This window comes from Streptacidiphilus sp. EB129, from assembly GCF_041262645.1.
Classification (GTDB): domain Bacteria; phylum Actinomycetota; class Actinomycetes; order Streptomycetales; family Streptomycetaceae; genus Streptacidiphilus.
In genome coordinates this window covers 103,594-124,519 of sequence record NZ_JBGCCS010000013.1, presented here as the reverse complement: position 1 = coordinate 124,519, position 20,926 = coordinate 103,594, and the positions used below count along the sequence as shown (strand labels likewise).

Sequence of the window (20,926 nt, the reverse complement as noted above, 5' to 3'; positions counted from 1 at the left end):
CACCAGTGCCCCCCACACCACAACATGACCTCCCCCTGCCGGCCAGACCAGGATCACCCACCCCGCCCCGCCCCGCCCGACGCCGGCCCGCGGCGGGCACGGAGACCGGCAACTCCCGCGCCCGCAGCAGCAGCCCGGGGGCCTCTTCCCCGCGGCTGCCCGCCACCTTCTCCCGGGCGGCCGCGCTGTCCTCCAAGCGCCTCGCGTGCCAGGTCAGCTCCCTGCGCGAGACCAGCCAGCCTTCCCCATCACCCCCGCCACCGCCCAGGTCGCCCGCGCGCGGACCCGGTGGCGCAGCAGAGCGGGGTCCCGGGAGTGGGGACAACCGCCTTGCCCTCAGCCGCCTTCACGATTTCCGGCGGGAGCGGACACCCGTACAGGAAGCAGTCGGCCCCGCCGAACCCCCTTGTCCGCGCCGCTGACCTGGCTCTTCCCCACCGTCACCACACTTTGGGTCCACCCCGTGGTCCCGGGGGGCGCCGGCAACCAGCAGTGAGCGGGCAGACCCGGCGGCGCCCGCCGGGCCTGGCGATGGCCGCGTGCCCCGGGAGCCCGGCGGTATGGGCCCCCGGGGGGACCTGCGGTCAGCTGCAGTTGATGATGAGTGAGGTGACGATGGTGCAGGTGCGGGTCGCGCTGTCGTTGGCGGGGTTGGGGTCGACGGGGGTGCTGGCGGTGCGGGTCGCGGTGACGGCGTAGGGCCAGCCCAGGGTGAGCAGGCCGATGGGCACGGTGAAGGTGCGCGTCGTGCTCGCCCCGTCAGCCAGGGCGCCCAGGGTGCAGATGACGTGGCCGCTGGCCGGGGTGCAGTCGCTGCTGGTTGCGGTCATCGGGGTGGGCAGGGTCGCGGTGATGGTGGCCGAGGCCAGGGCGGAGGGCCCGTTGTTGGTGATGGTGATGGTGTAGTTGATGTGTCCATTGAAGAGTCCGGGGACGCCGGTGGCGGCCAGGGCCACGGCGAGGTCGGCAGCGGCGTAGGTGTACTGGTCAGCGCTGCTGGTGGCGCTGGTACCGCCGGTGGTGGCGGCCTGGACATCGACGGTGCCGATGGAGCCGGCCGGGGCGGTGGCGGTGCAGCTGGCGGCGGTGCAGGTCACGGCGGTGGCGCGGTGGCCGGCGCCGAAGGTGATCGTGGCGCCGGTCAGGTTGCTGCCGGTGATGGTGACGACGGTGCCGCCGGCCGGGGGTCCGGTGGCGGGGGCGACCGAGGTGATCACGGGGGCGGCGATGTAGGTGTACTGGTCGGCGGTGCTGGTGGTGCTGGTGCCGCCGGGGCCGGTGACGGTCACCTCGACGGTTCCGGCGGTTCCGGCCGGGGCGGTGGCCGTGCAGGTGGTCGCGGTGCAGGACACGTCGGTGGCCGGGCCGTCGGCGCCGAAAGTGACCGCGGTAACACCGCCCAGGTTGGTGCCGGTGATCGTGACCGGGGTGCCGGCTGCCAGTGGGCCGCTGCTGGGGCTGATCGCGGTGACGGCCGGTGCGGGCAGGAACGTCAGGGCGATGGAGGACGGTGAGGTGGTGGCCAGGGTGCCGGTGACGGTGTTGGTGGCCGGGTCGATCAGCGAGACGGTGTTGCCGTCCTGGTTGCCCGCGAACAGGGTGCCGTCGGGGCCGAACGTCAGCCCGGAGGGGAAGGCGCCGGTGGGGATCGTGGTGGTGACCGCGGCGGTGGCCAGGTCGATGACGATGACGTCGTTGCCGCTCTGGCTGCTGACGTAGGCGGTGGTGCCCGCCGGGTTCAGGGCCACCAGGGTGGTGGAGGTCGCGGTGCCGATGCTGCCGGTCAGGGTACGGGTCGCGGTGTCGACCACATCCAGCTTCCGCTGCCCGCTGGTGGTGACGTAGAGAGTGGATCCGTCCGCGCTCAGGGCGCTGTGGTCGGCGCCGGTCACTCCGGTGATGGTGGCGGTGATCGCGGCACTGGCGGTGTCGATCACCCACACCGTGTTACTGCCGACCGCGTACAGGGTCGCGCCGTCGGGGCTGACGACCACATCGGTGGGAACGCTCAGGCCGGTGACGGTGGCGGTGACGGTATCGGTGGCCGTGGAGACCACCGACACCGTGCCGCTGACGAGGTTGGCGACGTACACGTCGGCGCCGTCCGGGCTGACCGCGGCGTAAGCCGGATTCGAGCCCACCGGCACGGTGGCGGTGACAGTATCGGTGGCCGTCGAGATCACCGACACGCTGGCGCTGGAGAAGTTCGCGACGTACAGCTGCGACCCGTCGGGGCTCAGCACACCCTTGAACGGGTTGGCGCCCACCGGGATCGTGGCCGTGGTGGCACCGGTGGCGGTGTTGATCACCGAGACGGTCCCGGCGCTCTGGTTGGTCACATACGCGGTGGTCAAACCTGCCGGGGCCGCCTGCGCGGCCGGGGCGGACAAGCCGCCAAGCCCCACGGCCCCCAGCGCGCCGGCAACGGCCAGGGCGGTGATACGGGCGCGCCAGTGGGCACGCGGCGGTTGCATGATCGAAGACACGGGGTCTCCCTCCTCCGTATCCGAGCCGCCGCAGCGGGGACCGAAGGGCCCCCTTGAAACCGCGACGGTGCGGTCGCACGGGGCGGACCGAACCGCCCGGCGGCCGATCCACCGCCGGACACGGACCCTCGCCCCCTCGCCCCCTCGCACGCCGCGCGGCGGGGACCGGGACCGGGCCGCGACAGCCTCCAAATCAGGCGACAGACAAGAAAGTTGGCCTACCTGCGTCATCGCTGAGCATGTCATCGGCATGTGCCCACACGGTGCAGAAGCGGTGAATCCAACCTGGAAAATCCACCCCGAAGACCACTTACGGAAGATATTGACCATCCATGTCTCTTTTTTCCGGCTGGCCACTTGAATCCCGCGGTCCGGCCGCACGGCGCACTGGACAAGGCCGTTCATCCAGATGCACCGCGAGCAGCACCGCCACGGGAGGGCACCGCGGGGCAGGCGCCGGACCAGGCCAACCCGACCGCCCCGCCAGAGATGAACCACCACCCGGTGAACCCGCGCGGCTACCGCACCAGCCAGACACCATCACCGCGGCCTGCAGCCGGGCGGCCTCGGAGGCGACCGCGGCTGCAGGCCGCGCGCGTGACCGGATGCCCGCCCCGACTCCTCAGCCGAGGTGCTGGGCGTTCAGGCTCGTGAGGTGTTCGTGAGCGGGGTCCTGGTCCGGGTAGAGGACCTGGATGTCGATGCGCAGGTCGGCGCCGGGGTCGATCGTGTGCCCGCCGCCGTCGGGGGAGGCGAGCAGGACACTTCCGTCGGTGCCGTCCTGCAGGATCCGGCCCCAGAAGACGTTGGTGAAGCCCTTGTACAGCGCGGTTCCCCCGGGCAGGTCACCGAAGCCGAGCGCCCATTTCACGACGCGCGTCTCCTGGGCACGCACCGTGATCCGGTAGGAGTAGATCCACTTCTGGGTCTCCCAGTCCTGCCACTTGCTGAGGAAGGACTGCTCGACGACCAGGTTCCCCAGGAACGGGGCCGCGAGCGCCGACTGGGCCTGGTCGTTCCAGCTGCCGTTCGGGCTGTCGGCCATGGCGATCCGCGCCAGGTTCGCGATCGAGGACCTGCGGTCCACCGGCAGCGAATGCCCCCGCTGATCGGCGGCCGAGAAAAGCGCGTTGTCCTCGCCGGTCCTGTTGACGACACTGCTCACCCCGTCACCGCTGTCGTCGAAACCGTACGCGGAGAAGTCGTTGACATAGGTGCCCAACGGAATGGCCAGGATCTGGTCACCGCCTCCCCCGGCATTGAAGTTGACGTGACGGTAGAGACAGAAACTTCCCTCGGGGCACGCCTCTTCCCCCTGACCGTGGATCAGCTGCGCCTTCTCGTCACTCACGTGTTCGCCTTCCTGCTGACGGCTGATGTGTCCGGACAGGTGCGGCCGGCCCCACATCCGCCGGAGTCCTTCGGGGCATGGCCGCATCGGGCACCGGTCCAGGACGGCACCCGGCAAGACGCGGCCATGGGAACCGCCATGGACACCGCCGATGCTTTGCGCGACCGAACTGTCACCATTCGTAGTCGATCGGGCTGAACTCCGCACCGCCTCGCTCCCGAATTGGCCAGTCTTCACCGATCGATTGACGCAACCGCGCCACCCAACCACGGCACCACGCAGGGCCAATGCCAGGTCCGTTCCAACTGCTGCCGGGCCGCGTGGTCGTCGCCTTCCTGCTGGGCGCACACCGGTTCCGACCTGCCCGGATGCACCCGATTCGACCGCAGGACGCAATGGGGCGCCCGGAAGCCGGAACGGAAGGGAGAACGGAAGGACCCCGGCGGCACTGGTGACCGCGACGGAAGGACGCCGGAGCGCGGGCAGAGGTGGCCGGGGCGGCACACGGACACGAATCACAGCGCCGCCCCGGCCAGCACGACCACATGGGGATGGTCTCCCCCGGACCAACGAGCAACCCGGCCCGGCGTCACGGACCAGCGGTGCCTAGGATCCTCGGGTGCACCATGACACTTCCGATCCCCTGCTGACCGCGCGGCAGTGGGACGCGCTCGGAGAACTCCGCCGTCTCCAGGAGCACGGACTGCCCGCAGAGCGGGGAACAGCCGGCCTGCACCTGGCCACCCTCAAGCCCCTGGCCACCATGGGCCTGGTCACCCTCGACGAATCCGGCGAACCCGACCGCCGCGGACGTCAGTGGACCGCCGCCCTCACCCAGGCCGGCCACCACGCCCTCGACCTCGGCGAGGCGGAGCCCACCAGCCCCGGATGGCACCCGTTCGCCTTCAAAGAGAGGCGCTCTACTGGATGAGTTCGTAGACCGTAGGTGAGGCGCTGGGGGCGGACCCGCCCGCGCCCAGGTAGGCGGCCCTGATCAGGTGGAGGCCGACGGTCAAGGTGGAGGTCGTGAACGCCGCGTGCCCGGTGCTGTCGAGGGGGACGACGGCGATGAGCCGTGACCTGTCCATGAACACCACGAGGCCAGTAGGGACGACCGTCCCGGACCCGGTCACCACTGCGGCAGTGAAGGTGACCGGCTGACTCGCCGGCGTGGGGTCGGCCGAGGTGGTCAGGCTGGTGGTGGTAGTGGCGGGCGCCTGGTCGGGCGTCGTGCGACTGATCGTGTCACTGTCCAGTGTGACCGCAGCGTTGCGGGCCAGCGTCCGGCCGTCGACGGTCGCCCCCGTCGTGACGGTGATCGAGGTGAGGGCCAGAACGTTGCCCTGGAGGGTGGAGTAGGTTCCGAGCGTCGCAGAGCTGCCGACCTGCCAGAAGACGTTGGCCGCTTGCGCGCCGTTGACAAGGTTCACGCTGCTCGCGGACGCGGTAATGAGGGTGGATGCAGTCTTGAAGATGAAGACGGCATTCGGGTCGCCTTGGGCGTCGAGGGTCAGCGTGCCGGTGATCCCGAACGTGCCGGCGGGCGAGTCGTACACGCCGGGCGTCTTAGTGGTCCCGCCGAGCTCCACCGGGACGGTGGCCGTGGTCGGGCGCCCCGCCGCGTCGTTGTACGCGGCGGTCAGGTCGTTCTGGGCCTGCAACGCGGCAGCGTCGGCCACGTGCTGGGTCCCGTTCAGCTGCCCGGGGGGAAAGCCGGTCACCGATGTACCCGGGCTCAGTCCGAGGTCGCCGTTGATCGTGGTGGGACCGGTGTTCGTGACCGTCGACGCGGCGAGGACCGCGAAGTTTCCGGCGGTGCCCAGCGAGACCGGTGGCGTGGCCGCTCTCGCACTCGCGCTCGGTGGCGTGGCCGCACTCGCGCTCGGAGGCGCAGCTACACCGATCAGGGCGGTCGTCGCACAGGCGAGGGCCAGGCCCAGCGCCAGCCGGGATCTTGCGACAATCCTCCGAGGGGTGTCCGTGAGGGCCGTACCAGTGGGCGACATGGGGGTTCCTTTCGCTGAGTTGACGTCGAGTGAGCATTTCGAAATTCACAGTCTCATACATAGGCGTCAATATCACCTTAGGGTGTATGCAAATATTTGTTTGCGGCGAATCGCCGCCCACCTGTACCGTTCCCGGTATTCAGAATTCAATACGACAGACGATGCGTGATCAACCATTCTCGCCACCTTTGACCGCTTCACTCTCGCGGTGCGACGCCCGGAATGATGACGTCACGCACGGCCCACTCCCCAGACGGGCCAGCGGCACCAAGGGGTTGGTGCCGTCCTGTCCCTCGGTGTCGTCCGCGGCGACCTCGAGCATCGCCCAGCAGCGGTAGTCGCGTGCGGCCTTGCCGCCGGTACCGGTGTCCGCCGCCAGGCCCGCGCCGAACGCGGGTGCCCGGCCAGGCCCGGGGTTCAGGCCGCCGCGGCCGGAGCCGTACCGGATTTCTGCGGTGCCCGTTCTCGCGGCCCGCACAGCGCTAGCGTTGGATCCCATGATCGTATGGCTCAACGGCACCCACGGCGCAGGCAAGACGACGACCGGTGCACTCGTGCAGCAGCTGATCCCGGATTCGCGGGTGTTCGACGCCGAGAAGGTCGGCGAGGCACTCATGGACATCACGCCAGGGCTGCCCGCGACGGACAACTTCCAGCACTGGCCGCCGTGGCGGCCACTGGTAGTCGAGACCGCCCGCCGCGTACTCGACTACACCGGCGGCACCCTGGTGATGCCCATGACCGTCCTGGTCGAGCCGTACTGGCGCGAGATCAGCACGGGCCTGGCGCACCATGCCATTCCGGTACGGCACTTCGTCCTCCACGCCGACCAGGACACCCTCCGCGGGCGCATCGAGGGGGACACTCTTCTCGGCCCCTCCCCATTCCGCCTCAAATACCTTGAGCCCTACGCCCAGGCGGCCCGCACATGGCTACACGGCGAGGCCGAGGTCGTCGACACCACGCACCTCACGCCCGCCCAGGCCGCCCTGCAGATCGCACAGGCCCTCAAGAGCTGAGGTCCGCCCGCCACGCGAACACAGGCACGGGTGGCAACAAGAACGACCTTCCGGCGTCAAGCAGCGCGAATAGACTCAACCAGAGACCCGGCTCAGCCCAGCACGGCGGTGTCGTCGAGTCGCACTGGCGAGCGTCCCGGAAGCGCCACGTCGAAGCGCCGCCGCACGGCGGAAGCAGGCTGTCCGCCGTCGGCGGCCACCGTGACGCCGACGGTCGTGGTCGTGGTGCAGCCGAGCCCCGGCGCGATGAGCCCGGGCCAGCCCACGGGCGGCGACCATCCCGTCGACTCCCAGGGCGCGCAGCAACGCGGCGTCCGTAGGAAGTTCACCGGGATCTGGGGTTCGGTAGTGGGGCGGATGGGAGCGCTTCGGTGGCGTGCCGGTCAGGCGGGGGGCGATGTTCGACCTCTACCCGCTCGCCTGGGCGGGCGGCCTGCCCGAGGAGGCGGGCGTGTTCTGGGACGTCGTGGCGATCCCTGCCGGCCGTGGCCCGCGCCTGTTCGATCGGCTCGGCGCCGACCATCCCCACCGGATCGGCCCGGTTATCCATTCCGCCCGGTCCTGGCAGACGCATTGCCTCATCACCCTCGGCACGGTGGCCGAAGCATGGCCGGACAGCTGTCGCTTCCTGTCCCTCGGCTCGTTCGTGACGCTGCCCGCGCTCGGCCTCGACCAGACCGTGGCCGCTGGCTGCATCTGCCCGAAGACCCCGCCATCCCTCACCGGCGCCGTATTGGCTCGCCGCCCCCTCGATGCCTGCCGCTGGACGAACGGCACCTGCAACGTCTGCACGCACCCCACACCGGTCGCAGACGCCATCGATGGCGTCCTGTGCCGCGGCTGCCTGCAGTACCGGCTGTTCCTCGACCGAGACTGCGGCATGGCCCTGCGGTCCCTCGCCCAGCCTGCAGGCGAGCCACGGTAAAGCACCAGCCCGGGCAAGCACATCCCGGAAGCAATGCTCCTCAACGGCCTGCGATGGATTCGGGCCCCTGGATGCCCTCCGGTCCCGAGGTGACGCCACGCCCTGTGCGCCTCTTCAGTTCGGCTTCGAGGTAGGTCCCCCCAGCCGGTGTGGCCCAGGGCTATCCAGACGCGGCCTTGGTGGGCGGTGCGGACACGGTCGGCGAGGTGAGCCAGGACCTGGTGGGCTCTGTGAATCGCCTGCCGGAGTTCACCGGTCAGCAGGCGTCGACCGGCTCAGCGCCTCGGCTCACGGCCGGTACCCGCGGGGTCACTTCTCCATCATCGCCCGGACCGGAAGCAGCGGCTGGGGGCGGTTGGGAGTGCTTGGGCGGCACGCTGTTCCGGCTGCGCGCCGGGGTTCGGGACCGGCGGGGTCGGCGCGAGATGATGTCGGACAAGACCGAGCCCATTCCCGACTTCGGCGCGCAGCCGATGACCGCCCCCCGGTCGGCACCAAGGCGCAGCTGAAGGCGCTCAAGCCGCCCTACAAGGCGGTCAGCGCCGGGCCCGGGCTGGCGTTGTCGGAGCCGTGGGACGTGCCACCGCGAGCGCGGCCTCGTCCAGCCGGATGAACGCCGCCGGCTCCCGCAGCGAGGGATCCTGTGCGAAACGCCCCTACCGGGCAACCTGGCCACTTGCCAAGTACTCCAACAGTCACAGGCGGGCACGCCGAGTGGCAAACGCCCCATTCGAAGAGCAACCGGACCGCGCCGACACGGAGGCGATACACACCTTGGTCACCAGGCCCGTGTCCGCCGTCCGTGCTGCCTTCGCGCTCCTCGGTGAACTGCTGATCGTCGTCGGCGCGGTCGTCGGACTGTTTGCGGCCTGGCTGTACTGGGGGCAGAGCCCCCTGCCGACTGCCGCGCAGCAGCGCACCAACCAGCGGATCCAGCACGCCTTCCGGTCCGGCACTTCGGTGCCGGACGGGGCCGTGGCACTGATCCGGATCCCGGCGCTCGGCGCGAGCTGGCAGTACCCGGTCTACGAGGGCACCGGCTTCGAACAGCTCAGTAAGGGCCTGGCCCACTACACCGGGACCACGGAGCCGGGCCGCCCTGGCAACTTCGCGGTGGCCGGGCACCGTTCGTCCAACACCGGCTTCGAACCCCTGGCGGACCTGCCGGACGACATCCGCGTGGGCGGGCAAATCCTGGTCGACACCGCGTCCGCCGAGTACATCTACCAGGTCACCGGCACCAAACAGACCAACCCGTCCGACGTCTCGGTGCTCCGGCCGGACCAGGGCCGGGGCGCGGACCCGAAACCGGGACTGTTCACCGTCACCACCTGCACGCCGCGCTACGGTTCCTCAGGCCGGTTCATCGTCTTCGCCACCCTGGTCAGAACCGCGAAGGAGCCCACCCAGTGATCGTCCCCTGGCTCTTCCACGCGCTCCCCGGGCCAGCCTGGCTACGGGCCGCGCTGCTGCTCCTGCTCGCAGCGGCAATGGCCTGGTTCCTCTGGAACTGGGGCTTCCCCTGGCTGATGCAGCACCTCGGCCCGGCCCTCAACGGCAATCCCACGGTCGGCCAGAACGGGGCCTGAACGAGCTCGCGCCTCCCGCCGCACAGCGCGCCGCCGGCTGGTGGCGCGCTGTGCGGCGGGAGGACCAGTCCGGTGCCCGGGTGGCCGCAGTCGGCGATTGTTGTGGTCTTGCCGACGGCTGCCCCGGCGCTGCACTCGGGCCAGACCGCGCAATCGTTGCGGTTGCCCGGCACCGGGTGTCCGACGACAAGGACCAGCCGGCTGTCGGCGTCGATGATGACCTGGTGGTTGGTGGAGTACCGATAGTTCTTCGACTGCTCGGCGATGACGTGGTCACGGGCCGGTACGACGGTGCCATCCACCATGAGCGCGGTTCCCTTGCCAATCGCTGCCGTTGCTTGAGTTCCCACAGAGGCGCTCCACGTCCCACGCATCCCGGCCACCACTTCACCCGTCAGGCGCACGACGGAGAGCGGTTCACTGGAGGGGTATCGACTTGTTTCCATAGATGGTGATATTGGTGAACGGGTAAGTTGAAATCGCGTCATAGATGACGAATTGGGTATATGCCGGCGCCGGCATGGCACGGCCGAGTGATTGCATCACCTGTCGCCAGTAGGCGGGGTTCAGCTGTATCGAATTTTGCGTGATTGTTACGTTGTGAAGGCTTGGTGCAGTGACCGAAAAGAGATCGATAACGTTCGCAGCGGAATAGACGTAGTTGTTTGAGAGGGTGGTGTCGGAGGCTACGATGTTGATCCCTCGATAGTAGCCGCTTATCTTATTGCTGCTTATATTTACCTGGTCGCCGTGCACCTCGATGGCCGCCGCCACGGCGGCATTGCCGTTGAATGTGTTGCCGTAGATCTCCGTACCGGTGCCTGACGTGTAGACGGACGAGTGATCATGCCAGGGAGTGTCTATGGCCGAGAAAGTATCGTAGGACAGGATGACACTATGGGTTCCGCTTCCGGTGACGATTGTGTTCGTATTGTTGGTGTTGACGAACACATCCGAGGTTATGGTTATCCCTGTGCCGGAGAGCATGTCGAGAACAAACCGAGGCGAGGCCGGCGACAGGCAGTTTACCGACGCAGCCGAGGCGCAGGTGCCGGAAATTGGATTGCCTGACGAATTTTGGTCGAAGACAACGCCCCTGATCGTGAGGCCGGAAAGGTCTGTGGTTGCCGGAGCTGTAAGAACGGCGCGGTAGTTGCCGTAGTTGGCCATGACCTTGAGGGTCGTACCGCCCCCGTTGATCAATTCGCCCCGCGGGATTGTGAGTACGGGCCTGATGATGAACGGGTTGGAAGGGGCGCGGTACGGCAGGTTCACCACGCCATTGACTGGGTTGTTGAGAAGCTGCTGGATGTAGCTCGTGTCATCCTCGGCGACCGCCTGTGAGCCTTTCTGTGCCGCAGCCGCCGACCCCGCTATCGACGGGACGAGCAGAATTGAGAGCGCCGCCATCGCTCCCAGCAGCATGGTTGCGCACAACCTGAGAAGCCCTCGATGCGAGGGGGCCTGGGGCCGCTGACGCGGCGTCAGCTCTGTCCGACCTTCAGCACGAAGGGCCATGCGGTGGGCGAATCCGTGCGCCGGGGGCGAAGTCCGACTGGACCGATCGATTCCAAGCGCCCACTGAAGGATTTGCTGGAGCTTCCTTCCCAGGAGTGCGGTATGCAACACAGAGAAACCTCTTTCGCTAATTGATAAAACAAATCCGTGGAATCAGCTGGGCGCCATCAGGTATCACTTCATGCGGCACGCCAGCCGAGGCTTTCTACCGCCAAGGAGCCAGAAATGGCTTCAACCTACGGTCTGTTGATTGCCCGTCAGCTCGGTATCAAGGCCACCGAAATCGCTGACCTCGATTCGCCAGCGGCCGGTGCCCAGTGATCGAAATCGGCGTTTCGCCGGATATATCCAGAGCCGTTCGGGTAGGCCGTCGATCAGCCCTGCAGGGACGTCCGGCGTTCCACGAGCCTGGTGGATCTCCTGATCAGTCCTGGCCGTTGGCAAAGGGGCTGCGGGATGCCGGGAACTGCTGGGCGACCAGAGAATGCGGCGGAAGCTTGCAAGCCACACTGTGGGCCGGAACGGTCCTGGGGACGGTGTTCCCGGTGGCGAACTCGCCGGTGCAGCAAGGCTGTTGGCTACTGCTCACCAGACATTGGGCAATGATGTCGCGGGGCGACGTGAAACACATCGAGAAAGCCCCTCAAAAGGACACAGGGGTGCCCGCGGAGATGAGAGATGACGCTGACACGGCGCACAGGCCTGGAATGAACCCCCGGTGCGATGCCCCCGCCATTGCCCCACCCGCACCCGCACATACCGGCCCAGAGATAATGTCGACCGTCTAGGGCGCCTTAGCGCCGACCACCACGTTTGGTCACTGTGGACCAGGCCTCCAGCATCGCCGCGCCGGTCACACTGGGTCAAGGGAACTTGTCGAGTTTCGGGTCTTATCCCCCCAAATCCCATGCATTTGCAGGCGCTCAAGCTCCTTGGACTCACTTGGAGTCTCCGCCGTGCTACACGGCGCTACTCAGAGCTACTCAGCCTGAACTCGCGTTGTCGCCCTGAAGTAACAGTGAGTGATTCTGCCGTGCGATGGGGAACGGGGGCACGTCCTTCGGTGTGCCCTCTGGTCGGCTACTCAACGCACTTACGGTGTGGCGCCGCGCACGGGTAGGTCCCAGGTGCGGCGTGGCCGCTCGCTGGGATGCGACGGAGCGCGTGGAGATCCGTGGCGGAGGAGGAAACCCACGACGTGTATTCCCGAGCAGCCGGAGCACCCGTCGTCGTGTCCACACCGGTGAGCAGTCCTACGGCCTGCCCCAGACCCGCCGCGCAGGAGCCTGGCCCGGAGATGTCGGTTCCACCCCACAGGCTCCGTGGGGTCGTTGGGATCCCCTCCCAGCTGCAGGCTGGTCAGCCTATGTGGCGGCGAGCGTCGCCTGCGTCGCCGCGGGGGACCGGGAGATTGTCACCCCACCCCATCAACGCCCCCAGGCTCAGACACCACCCAGGCCCACATCACCACCCGAACCAGCCACCCGCGAAGTCCGGATATAGCCGATTGGCGGGAGAAGGTCGGCTGAAGCCGGCTCCGCCTGGCCACGGACAGTAGTCCGTGGCCAGGCGGACATCTGCCGGTCGTGTCCACCTACAGGGGTCTTGCGCTGTCCGCTCCCACTCCCGGCGTTCACGGACGGCCCTTGTTCAGCACATTGAATTCACGCCTTACAAAACGAATAAATCCCTGACTATGTACTTCTTACGGGCATCATCCAATATTCAGCGAATCGGATGCTCGGCTGAATTGGCCATACACTGAGGAGAACCAAACGAGCACACCCCCGTGCCCCCCACGGCCGCTCACTACGCTCGGCCAGAAATTCTCCCTCTGCGTGTGGCATCGCTCACCGGCGGAGGTTGAGCAAAGGCATCGTCCAAGGTCGAAAGAACCGCCTCTATCACGCTCCCTTTCGAGCGAGGAGACAGGACTGGATCATCGAGCGTGCACAGCAGCGGCTGCCTCCTCTCCCTAGGTCACCCAGCGATGCGAGGCCGGGCCGACGCAGGATGGCCAATGGTCAGCGCCCCGGATGGAACCACTGAAAGTCCCCAGCCAGCGTTCCCGCACCCGAACCGCCAGAGGTGGCGTGTCTCTCCGCACACGCTCATGGTTCCGCTCATTGAAAACGTGCAACGCTCGACGCGCCGCCCCAAGGAAAAGCGCGGGAAAGTGCGCTTGCAATCACCAATTCCCCCGTTCATGCTCAGTGATAATACCCAGCTGGGGCGGCTAATCATTCCAGGGGAAACCAGGCCGGCTCTGCCTGTCTGTCATCATGTCAAGATTCGAGAGAAACCTTTCTGCAGAAGTAATCGTGTTACCGTCTCGCTGACGCCGGAGCAGCGGGTGGAAATCCCGGCCCCGCGGGCCAGTGAAGGGTATCGGTGCGCTTGCAAGGAGTCGTTGAATGCTCACCCGAGAGGAATACGACGAGGCCTACGTGCTGCGGAGCGAGGGATGGTCGGTCTCCGCGATCGCCAGGCACTTGTGCCGCGACCGCAAGACCGTGAGGTCCTACCTCGAAGGACGTCGCAAACCCGGTGTCCGTCTCTCGCCTGAGGACTCCCTCCAGCGCTACGTGCCCTACTGCAGGCAGCGGCTGTCAGACGCCGTCCACCTGCCGGCCAGAGACCTGTTCGACGAGATCGTCGAACTGGGATACACCGGCGGCTACTCGACGTTAACTCGGGCTCTGCGCAAGCATCGGCTGCGTCCGCTGTGCCCGCTGTGCTGCCGCAATCTCAGCGTCGCCGCACAGACTCGGGACCAGCAGGGAAACGAGCATGTGTACTTCACGATTCTGCGCCTGCTGGCCCCGCCGCCCCACTGGGGCTGGGGGACCTGCGCCTACCTGACTGTCGCCAGGCTCAGCTCCTCCAGCCGCTGGAGAGCGGTCCTGGTGGAGAGCGACGACTTCCCTTACGTGGTCGAGGCGATCCACGAAACCCTACGGCGCCTGGGTGGAACCGGCAGCGCCTGGTCCCTGGACCCCTCGATGGCCGCGGGAGCCGGGAAAGCCGATCGGGTAATGCGCGACTTCGTCCGGGTAGCCGACTACTACGACGTCACTCTGGAGATCGACTCACCCACCAGCAAGCAAACGTCCCAACTGTCGGGGGAGGACTTGCGACAGATCATGCGTGCGTGGCGGACGATCAGCTCCACCTGCCCGCTCCCCACCGCACAGGATCGGTTCGATCAGCTCACCGCCCGGCTGGACGTGCGTCGGACTCCGATGCCGAGCCGGCGTGAGGCCAACGAACAGACCCGTCTGCTCCCTCTTCCCGACTCTGCCTATCCCGCTCAGATCCGCGTGATGAGGTCGGTGACCCCACGCGGGCTGGTCCCGTTCCGGGGCAACACGTACGCCGTTCCGTCCGATCTGGCCGGTACCACCGTGGAGGTGCGCTGGCGCATCGGCGAGTCCCATGTGTCGATCGCAACCGCCGGCGGAGCCCTCATCACCCGCCATGCTCTGGCCCCGCCCGGCGCCAGACGCACCGTCACCGGCTCCCGGGAGCCCATCACCCCGGACCGGCGGACGAGACCTTCACCGCGGCCCCACCCCGTGCCCTGCCGTGGGGGCGGATATCTGCCCCCCTCGCCCGCGGCTCTCGCCGAGGCGCAGCGTCTGCGTTCCAAGGACCCCACGGGCACGCAGCACTGGCCCAACCCTCAGGCCCGTGTCTGCGTGAGCGATGGCGCGCCGGAGGGGTCCAGTTGGAGCGACCGGAGCCCCGACCAGGAACGAGAACGCGAGGACGAACGAGCCGGAGACCGACAAACGGCAGCGCAAACCGCCGGTTGAGGATGCATGAAGAGGAGCGCCCCTCATGCCGGGTCTTGCCGCGTGCCCGGCCCGGGCCGGGTCATGTCCCGGTACAGCCGCTCCAGTTGGGCGACTTGGACCGAGCCGCGCTCGGTGCGGCTGATCAGCTCCCGGTTCGCCGCGCGTTCGGCCGAGGGCAGCGGGGCGGCGGCAGTCAGGGTATCGGCCAAGGTGGTGTGCAGCGGGTCGGGGAGCAGGTCCGCATGCAGGCCGTCGGCCACCAGTTCCCGGTACGGGGGGATGTCCGCGAGCAGCAGGCGACAGCCTGCTGCCGCCGCCTCCAGCACCGAGGAGCTGCGCTGGTCGGCGTGGGGTACCGAGACCGCGACCTCACTGGCACGCATCAGGGCGAACAGCTCGGCTTGGCCGAGCAGCTGATCGATCACTGTGATGCGGTCGGCCAGATGCGCTGCTCCGGCGCGCAGCGTCGCCAGGTAGTGCTGCTGCGCGCGGGCCGGGCCCGGTTTGGCGGGTTGGTGGCCGGTGAGCAGTACCAGGTGCAGGTCGGGCCGCACCTTCGCGGCGTGGGCGAAGGCGTCGAGGATCTCCTGCGTCCGGTAGACCGGTGAGGTGGTGCGGACCGAGAGCACGACCGTGGCGTCGGCCGCGATGCCGAATCTGGCACGCGTCAGGCGGGCATCGGTCCCGTCGCTGCCGTCGAGGAGGGCGTCCGGCACGCCCCAGGACAGGACGGTGATCCGGGAACGGGTGATCCGGTAGCGGTTCGCGACCTTCGCCGCGACCTCCCGTGAGGTCGGCAGCACCCGGGCAGCCCGGTGCAACGCCAGCCGGGCCACCAGCGCCCGGCCTGGATGGCGGTCGGCCGCCCGCAGTTCCGAGCCCCAGGGCGTGACCAGGAGAGGCGCCGTACGGGTCGGCAGCGCGAGGGACAGCGCCCCGTGCACACCGAGCGAATGGACGTGGATGACGTCCGGCCGTGTGCGGCGCACCTCGCGGCGCAGCCAGCCGGTCGCGCGCAGCACCCGCCACGGCCACCAGGCTCCGGCTGGTGCGGACGAGAGCCGCCAGGTGGTGGCACTCCTGTCCAGGTCCGGATCGTGCCAGCTGCACACTGTCACCGCGTGCCCGAGCGCCGCCAGAGCGTCTGCCCAGCGGCGGGTGTGGGCCGACCCGGCCGGGGCGAGCAGCAGCAGGCGCAGCGGTGGGGCTGACGAGCGGGTCATGCCCGGCTCCCCAGGGGAGGGATCAGGGTCGGGCACTGCGTTCCCCGAGCACGAACCGGCCCTTGCCGGCCGCGGCACGCAGCCGCCGCACGGGGCCGCGGGTGTAGTGCTCCCAGGCGGCAGCCGTCGTCAGCCAGCGCCGGTCGGCGAACAGCCGGCCGGCCGCGGTCAGCAGCGAGATGTGCAGGCTGTGGTAGGCCAGGCTGGCCGGCGCGCGGTACCGCAGGTCGTAGCGGGTCCAGTAGCCCAGGTCGAAGCCGGGCAGGGACTCGCGGATCCGGTCCGCTGCCGGTCCGACGCCGTCGCCACCGATTTGGCGGCCCAGTTCGTGCAGACCGAACAGCGCGAAGACGGCGCCGTTGAGGATGTGGTTGACCGGGTCGGAGGGGCATTCCTCGGGAAACGGCCGGCCCTGCTCGTCGTAGTGCGAGCAGCCGCCCGCCGACAGCGGCCGCAGCATCAGCTCCGCCGCGCCCTGGCAGGCGTCCAGGAAGGAGCGCTGCCCGGTCGCGGCGTACGCCCGCAGCATCACCGACACCGTCAGGCCCTGGGCCATCGCCGAGTACCACCCCGGGACCACCCCGTAGCGCGGCACCGGGACCGGGTAGCGCCAGCCGCCGTTGCCGTCCTGGTTGGCACGCAGCCAACCGGCCTGGTCCAGCAGCGCCTGGATGTCCCGGGGCCGGTCGGCCGGGGCGTCGCCGTGCCAGCCGGCGCACCGGGCCTCAGTGTGCCGGCTCAGTGCGTAAAGGCTCATCGAGACGGGGTTGCGGTACGTCTCACCGGTTGCCGCACTCGTCACGACCAGCCCCTCACGGTCCAGCACGGCCCCGGCGGTCATCAGCCGCAGGTCGAGCGGATAGCGGTCCGGCGGACCGGCCGCCGGTGGGTGGGTGAGCGTCGGCGCGTCGACCGGGAAGACGGGCCGGCGCAGATCGGACAGTCCTCTTCGCAGCAGCGTGCCCGGCCCCGGCCGGGTCCTCTCCTGGCCGGTCACGCGGGGCCCCGGCGCAGCCGGCCGCGCCGCGAGGGCGCCGCGAGCGCCTGGTGGTAGAAGTCGTTCACTTGGCCGACCGTCCTGGCGATGTCGAATTGGCGCAGCGCCAGTTCCCGCCCGCAGGCTGCCAGCTCGCGCCGTCTGGCGGGATCGGCGACCAGCACGTCCACGGCCCGTGCGAGTGCGGCCGGGTCGGCGGGTGGAACCAGCAGTCCGGTCCGATCGTGCTGGACTGTGTCCGGCAGGCCGCCAACGTCGGTCGCGACCACCCCTTTGAGCATCAGCAGTGCCTCCACCACGGTGTAGCAGGCCGATTCGTCCATCGAGGGGTTCACCAGCACGTCCAGGCCGGCCATGACCGAGCCGACGTCGGTGCGAAGGCCCGTGAACTGGATCCGGTCGGCGACTCCGAGGCGGGCGGCGCGCTCCTCCAGCTGGTGCCGGTACCGCCCGTCGCCGACCAGTTCGTCGCCGACGACGAAGAACCTCGCACCGGAGTGGCGGCGCAGGATCATCGGCACGGCGTCGATGAAGACCTCGTGCCCCTTCACGCCGATCTCCCGGAAGTCGCGGAATCTGCTCGGGTACATGTAGGCGACCATGCCGATCGCGGGCGTCGCGTCGGTGATGGCGAACTCGCTGCGGAACGGTTCCGCCGGCGTCGCGGGATCGAACCGGTGCACGTCGCAGCCGTAGTAGCTCACCTCGACAGCCCGCGCCCCCATGGCCCGGTAGCGAGTCGCGATCGCCCGGCACGAACCGAGCACAAGGTCGTCCCGGCGCAGTGACAGCCGGTCCAGGATCCGGAACGGCGCCATGCGCAGATGGACCAGGCCCGGCACCTGGGACACCATCAGCGCCCGTCGGTAGCAGGCCGTGGCGGCCCGCGCGGCCAGCATCGCGATGATCAGATGGGCGTGGACGACGTCCGGCCGGTACTGCCTGACGAACCTCGTCAGCTGCCACTGCCCGCGGATGAGGCTCGGCCACTGCCGCAGCCGGCGGGACAGACCGAACGGGATGACCTCCACCCGGACACCGTCGATCGCGCGCAGCCGGTCGGCGAGCGGGCCCTCGCGCGGCAGCACCGCGCAGACCTCGTTGCCCAGCCGGGCCAGCCCGTGGACCTGGTCGTGGAACCAGCTCCCGCCCACAGCGGTCGAGGTGATCTGCAGGATCCGCAGCGGTCGCGGCTTGCCTGTCACGGGCGCGCTCACCGCCCCGCCAGGACCGGCACCCGCACCGGCACCTGCACCGGGACCGCCACGGGCACCGGCGCTCCCGTCGCTGCCCCCCGTCCCGCGGCCAGGACGATCAGCACCAGGCCGGCCAGCAGCGGTGGCACCAGCAGCACTTCGCCGAACGCCGAGCAGATCCCGGCACCGGCCAGCGCCAGCAGCGCCGCCTCCCCCGCGGGCTCACCCGACCTGACCGCCGCCCACGCCCGGCGCGTGCCGAGCACGGCGAGCAGGCCGATGCCGGCGGCACCCAGCAGGCCGGTCTGCGAGAGCACCGTCAGGTAGGTGTTGTGCGCGAACTCGAGAAGCGGGAATTGGAGGAACATCACGTTGTAGTTCCCGGTGGCGCGGTAGTAGGTGGGCAGCAGACCTGCGAAGTTCAGGTATCCGACCCCGAACAGCGGATGCGTGTCGAACATCCGCAGTGCGCTGCTCCACAGATCGAGCCGCACCGCGGAGTCGCTGTCCAGGGTGCCGCCGCCGAGCGCCGAAGCCGACCGGGCGGCGATCGCCGCCGGCAGCAGCGGCACCAGGCACGTCACACCGAGCCCCAGCGTCAGGAAGCCGCGCAGTGGCCTGCGCAGGGCGCGGATCGCAAGTACCGCGATCATTGCCAGGTACGCCGCGCGGCTGAGCGAGTACGCGACGCCGACGGTGAGCACCACTACCCCGGCCCAGCAGGCCAGCTGCGGCAGGCCCGCCCGCGCGCCCCGGGCACGGGCCAGCAGCACGGCGGCCGCCATCACGAGCAGCGCGCCCACCGCGTTGTGGTTGGCCACGCCGGGCTGGGAGATGGCCAGGAGCGCGACATCGTCCGGGGCCTTGTTGCCGTTGCTCGCGAACACGGAGCCGGCCAGAACGATCTCGACCACGGCCAGGACCACGCTGCCGCAGCAGAACACCACCAGCACCCGGTCGAGCGTCGGCCCCGGCGCCGCGAGCAACGGCAGCAACAGCAGCGGCGCGCAGACCAGCAGCAGGTACTGCCAGTTACGCGTGCCCCACGCGTCGGTGCCGCCGATCACGGCGCTGGCCGCGATCAGGTAGCCGACCGTGCCGACCGTCACCCAGGCCCCTGCCGGCCTGGGCCAGACGATCCCCCGGCCATTGACGGCGCGGCTCAGCACACAGATCAGCATCAGGGCGACCAGCCGCTTCGGCGTCACGAGCGAGGCACCCGCCTCGGACTGCGACAGCGGCACCATCAGCGCGAGCGCGTACAGTCCCGCGTCCGGAATCAACAGCAGAACCAGGACGAGGACCCCCAGCCCGACGCCTGCGGCGGCCGAAGCCGATGCGGAAGCCAGCAGGCCGGCCGCCGCGGCGGCGGGCAGCACCAGAGCGGCCGGCAGGACCGACCGGCCGTCCATGGCGAACCACTCCCGCCAGGCGCGCACCTCCCGCCATCGGCGGCGCAACCCCGCCGACGGCCGGGCCGCCCGCAGCGCCCGGACGGCGGCCCCACTGCGTGCCCGAAGCCGACCAGCCCTTGTACCCAGCCGGGCATAACGGCCGATCACGACCGCGAACACCAGATAGCCGGCCGAGTCGGCGGCGGCCGCCCCGACCGCTCCGTAACTCGGCGTCAGCGCAACGAGCAGCGCGAGGTTCACGGCAGCCCCCGCCCCGGTCGCGGTGATCACCGGCCGCAGCCGGTCCGTCGCCGCGAGGTAGGCCTGGAGCGAACGGCCCGCCCCGAACAGCACCAGCCCGGGGAGCATCGCCCACACCACCCACGCGGCACGAGCGTACGGCTGCCCGTAGATCGCAGGGATCAGGACGGGCACACCCACTGCCACCACCGCGGCCGCCACGGCAGTCGCCGCGAACACGGTCCCGGCGATCCGGGTCGCGGCCCGTGCGTCGACCGCACCCGAGGTCACCTGGGGGAACAGCACCAGCGCGACCGCGGTCGGCAGCAGGGAGAGCCCTTCGGCAACGGGCAGCGCCACCGCGTACAGGGCGACCGCGCCGGCGCCGGCCAGCAACTGGATCACCGGCACGTCCAGTCGCAGCATCCCGTAGTGCAGCACGTTCGGCAGATACGCCTTGATCGCGAAACCGCCGAACCGCCGGACCGGAACCGGCTCGCCGTCCGGGTGGACCCGGACGGCGGCCACGGCCAGCAGCACCACGGCGCCGACCGACTGCCCGGCCAGCACAAACAGGAAGCAGTTGGTGACCGTCAACGACCCGGTGGCCAGCAGGCCGACGACGCCGGCCAGGTAGCAGGCCGACGGCGTGGCGGTCGCGAGGTTGTACGTCGTGACGCGGCCGCGGCCGATCTCGGCCGTGCCGAGCAGCGTGGTCAGCAAGGTCAGCGGGCACAGGGCCGCGGAAAGCAGCGCGAGCCGGAACGGCACGGCGAGCAGCACGGGCGGACACAGACCGCCGAGCAGCAGCCAGAACCCGGCTGCCGCCGATCCGCACACCAGCGAGAACGCCAGGCTCCACCGCACGATCTGACGGAACGCGGTGTGCGAGATCCCGGCGAAGCGGGCATTGGCGTTGTCCATGCCGAGGACCGCCACGATGCTCAGCACCGCCGGAACCGAGACCATGACCGCGAGAACTCCCCGGCCCTGCACCCCCAGGCCACGCGCCGAGATGACACCCGCCGCGAAACTTATCGCGGTGGCCAGCACCCGGGCGGCGAACGTACTGCCGACCGCCCCAGGGCTCACGCCAGGCAGCCGGGCGCGCATGCGGTCCATGATCTGCTGCAAGTGGGAACGCCCTCCGAAACCATCAGCGAGCACAACACGAAGATTCAACCA

At 69.3% G+C, this 20,926-nt stretch carries 15 protein-coding genes and 1 pseudogene; 6 read left to right on the top strand and 10 right to left on the bottom strand.

The annotated features are described in order from the left end of the window. Positions 1–584: 584 nt before the first annotated feature. On the bottom strand, positions 585–2,486 hold the full coding sequence (locus tag ABH925_RS18080; protein ID WP_370149101.1) for an IPT/TIG domain-containing protein: 1,902 nt from the start codon (positions 2,484–2,486) through the stop codon (positions 585–587). 622 nt (positions 2,487–3,108) lie between these two features. Beyond that, complete coding sequence (locus ABH925_RS18075) at positions 3,109–3,837, bottom strand: peptidase inhibitor family I36 protein (RefSeq protein WP_370149100.1); 729 nt, start codon at positions 3,835–3,837, stop codon at positions 3,109–3,111. Positions 3,838–4,456: 619 nt separating this feature from the next. Here ABH925_RS18075 and ABH925_RS18070 point away from each other — a divergent pair. Beyond that, a complete protein-coding gene (locus tag ABH925_RS18070; protein ID WP_370149098.1) occupies positions 4,457–4,768 on the top strand; it encodes a hypothetical protein in 312 nt (103 codons plus the stop codon). Here the strand turns inward: ABH925_RS18070 and ABH925_RS18065 are convergent. Next, on the bottom strand, positions 4,758–5,843 hold the full coding sequence (locus tag ABH925_RS18065; RefSeq protein WP_370149095.1) for an ice-binding family protein: 1,086 nt from the start codon (positions 5,841–5,843) through the stop codon (positions 4,758–4,760). The two genes, ABH925_RS18070 and ABH925_RS18065, sit on opposite strands and share 11 nt — an antisense overlap. Before the next feature lie 497 nt (positions 5,844–6,340). Here ABH925_RS18065 and ABH925_RS18060 point away from each other — a divergent pair, with 497 nt between their 5' ends. Beyond that, positions 6,341–6,862, top strand: a complete 522-nt coding sequence (locus ABH925_RS18060; protein WP_370149094.1) for an ATP-binding protein — start codon at positions 6,341–6,343, stop codon at positions 6,860–6,862. Between the two features lie 92 nt (positions 6,863–6,954). Here ABH925_RS18060 and ABH925_RS18055 read toward each other — a convergent pair whose 3' ends face one another. Beyond that, on the bottom strand, positions 6,955–7,128 hold the full coding sequence (locus ABH925_RS18055) for a hypothetical protein (RefSeq protein WP_370149092.1): 174 nt from the start codon (positions 7,126–7,128) through the stop codon (positions 6,955–6,957). A 131-nt stretch (positions 7,129–7,259) separates the two neighbouring features. Here ABH925_RS18055 and ABH925_RS18050 point away from each other — a divergent pair, with 131 nt between their 5' ends. The 3 genes from ABH925_RS18050 (at position 7,260) to ABH925_RS18040 (ending at position 9,376) form a co-directional block, all read left to right on the top strand. Continuing rightward, complete coding sequence (locus ABH925_RS18050; protein ID WP_370149091.1) at positions 7,260–7,787, top strand: hypothetical protein; 528 nt, start codon at positions 7,260–7,262, stop codon at positions 7,785–7,787. Positions 7,788–8,561: 774 nt separating this feature from the next. Further along, entirely contained in the window at positions 8,562–9,200 is a 639-nt protein-coding gene (locus ABH925_RS18045) for a sortase (RefSeq protein ID WP_370149090.1), read from the top strand. Continuing rightward, on the top strand, positions 9,197–9,376 hold the full coding sequence (locus ABH925_RS18040) for a hypothetical protein (protein WP_370149233.1): 180 nt from the start codon (positions 9,197–9,199) through the stop codon (positions 9,374–9,376). Before ABH925_RS18045 ends, ABH925_RS18040 begins: the two co-directional genes overlap by 4 nt. Before the next feature lie 56 nt (positions 9,377–9,432). Here ABH925_RS18040 and ABH925_RS18035 read toward each other — a convergent pair. After that, positions 9,433–9,704: pseudogene (locus tag ABH925_RS18035) on the bottom strand (transposase); the annotation flags it as partial. A gap of 89 nt (positions 9,705–9,793) precedes the next feature. Next, the gene (locus tag ABH925_RS18030) at positions 9,794–10,801 is read right to left on the bottom strand and encodes a hypothetical protein (protein ID WP_370149088.1); all 1,008 of its coding nucleotides are present in this window, start codon (positions 10,799–10,801) and stop codon (positions 9,794–9,796) included. A gap of 2,507 nt (positions 10,802–13,308) precedes the next feature. On the opposite strand from ABH925_RS18030, the gene ABH925_RS18025 reads away from it, so the two are divergent. Beyond that, on the top strand, positions 13,309–14,709 hold the full coding sequence (locus ABH925_RS18025) for an IS21 family transposase (RefSeq protein ID WP_370149087.1): 1,401 nt from the start codon (positions 13,309–13,311) through the stop codon (positions 14,707–14,709). Between the two features lie 23 nt (positions 14,710–14,732). Here ABH925_RS18025 and ABH925_RS18020 read toward each other — a convergent pair whose 3' ends face one another. Genes ABH925_RS18020 through ABH925_RS18005 form a run of 4 tightly spaced genes read right to left on the bottom strand, consistent with a single transcriptional unit; the run spans position 14,733 to position 20,854 of the window. Further along, positions 14,733–15,914, bottom strand: a complete 1,182-nt coding sequence (locus tag ABH925_RS18020; RefSeq protein ID WP_370149086.1) for a glycosyltransferase family 4 protein — start codon at positions 15,912–15,914, stop codon at positions 14,733–14,735. A 22-nt stretch (positions 15,915–15,936) separates the two neighbouring features. Continuing rightward, entirely contained in the window at positions 15,937–16,911 is a 975-nt protein-coding gene (locus ABH925_RS18015) for a D-glucuronyl C5-epimerase family protein (protein ID WP_370149085.1), read from the bottom strand. Further along, a complete protein-coding gene (locus tag ABH925_RS18010) occupies positions 16,908–18,116 on the bottom strand; it encodes a glycosyltransferase family 4 protein (RefSeq protein WP_370149083.1) in 1,209 nt (402 codons plus the stop codon). Before ABH925_RS18010 ends, ABH925_RS18015 begins: the two co-directional genes overlap by 4 nt. 8 nt (positions 18,117–18,124) lie before the next feature. Then, positions 18,125–20,854, bottom strand: a complete 2,730-nt coding sequence (locus ABH925_RS18005) for an O-antigen ligase family protein (protein ID WP_370149082.1) — start codon at positions 20,852–20,854, stop codon at positions 18,125–18,127. Positions 20,855–20,926 lie beyond the last annotated feature (72 nt).

Bases quoted from the DNA above. Each gene is read 5' to 3' on its own strand.
- ABH925_RS18030 (WP_370149088.1), bottom strand. From the start codon at position 10,801: ATGCTGCTGGGAGCGATGGCGGCGCTCTCAATTCTGCTCGTCCCGTCG.
- ABH925_RS18020 (WP_370149086.1), bottom strand. From the start codon at position 15,914: ATGACCCGCTCGTCAGCCCCACCGCTGCGCCTGCTGCTGCTCGCCCCG.
- ABH925_RS18025 (WP_370149087.1), top strand. From the start codon at position 13,309: ATGCTCACCCGAGAGGAATACGACGAGGCCTACGTGCTGCGGAGCGAG.
- ABH925_RS18005 (WP_370149082.1), bottom strand. From the start codon at position 20,854: ATGCGCGCCCGGCTGCCTGGCGTGAGCCCTGGGGCGGTCGGCAGTACG.
- ABH925_RS18065 (WP_370149095.1), bottom strand. From the start codon at position 5,843: ATGTCGCCCACTGGTACGGCCCTCACGGACACCCCTCGGAGGATTGTC.
- ABH925_RS18050 (WP_370149091.1), top strand. From the start codon at position 7,260: ATGTTCGACCTCTACCCGCTCGCCTGGGCGGGCGGCCTGCCCGAGGAG.
- ABH925_RS18060 (WP_370149094.1), top strand. From the start codon at position 6,341: ATGATCGTATGGCTCAACGGCACCCACGGCGCAGGCAAGACGACGACC.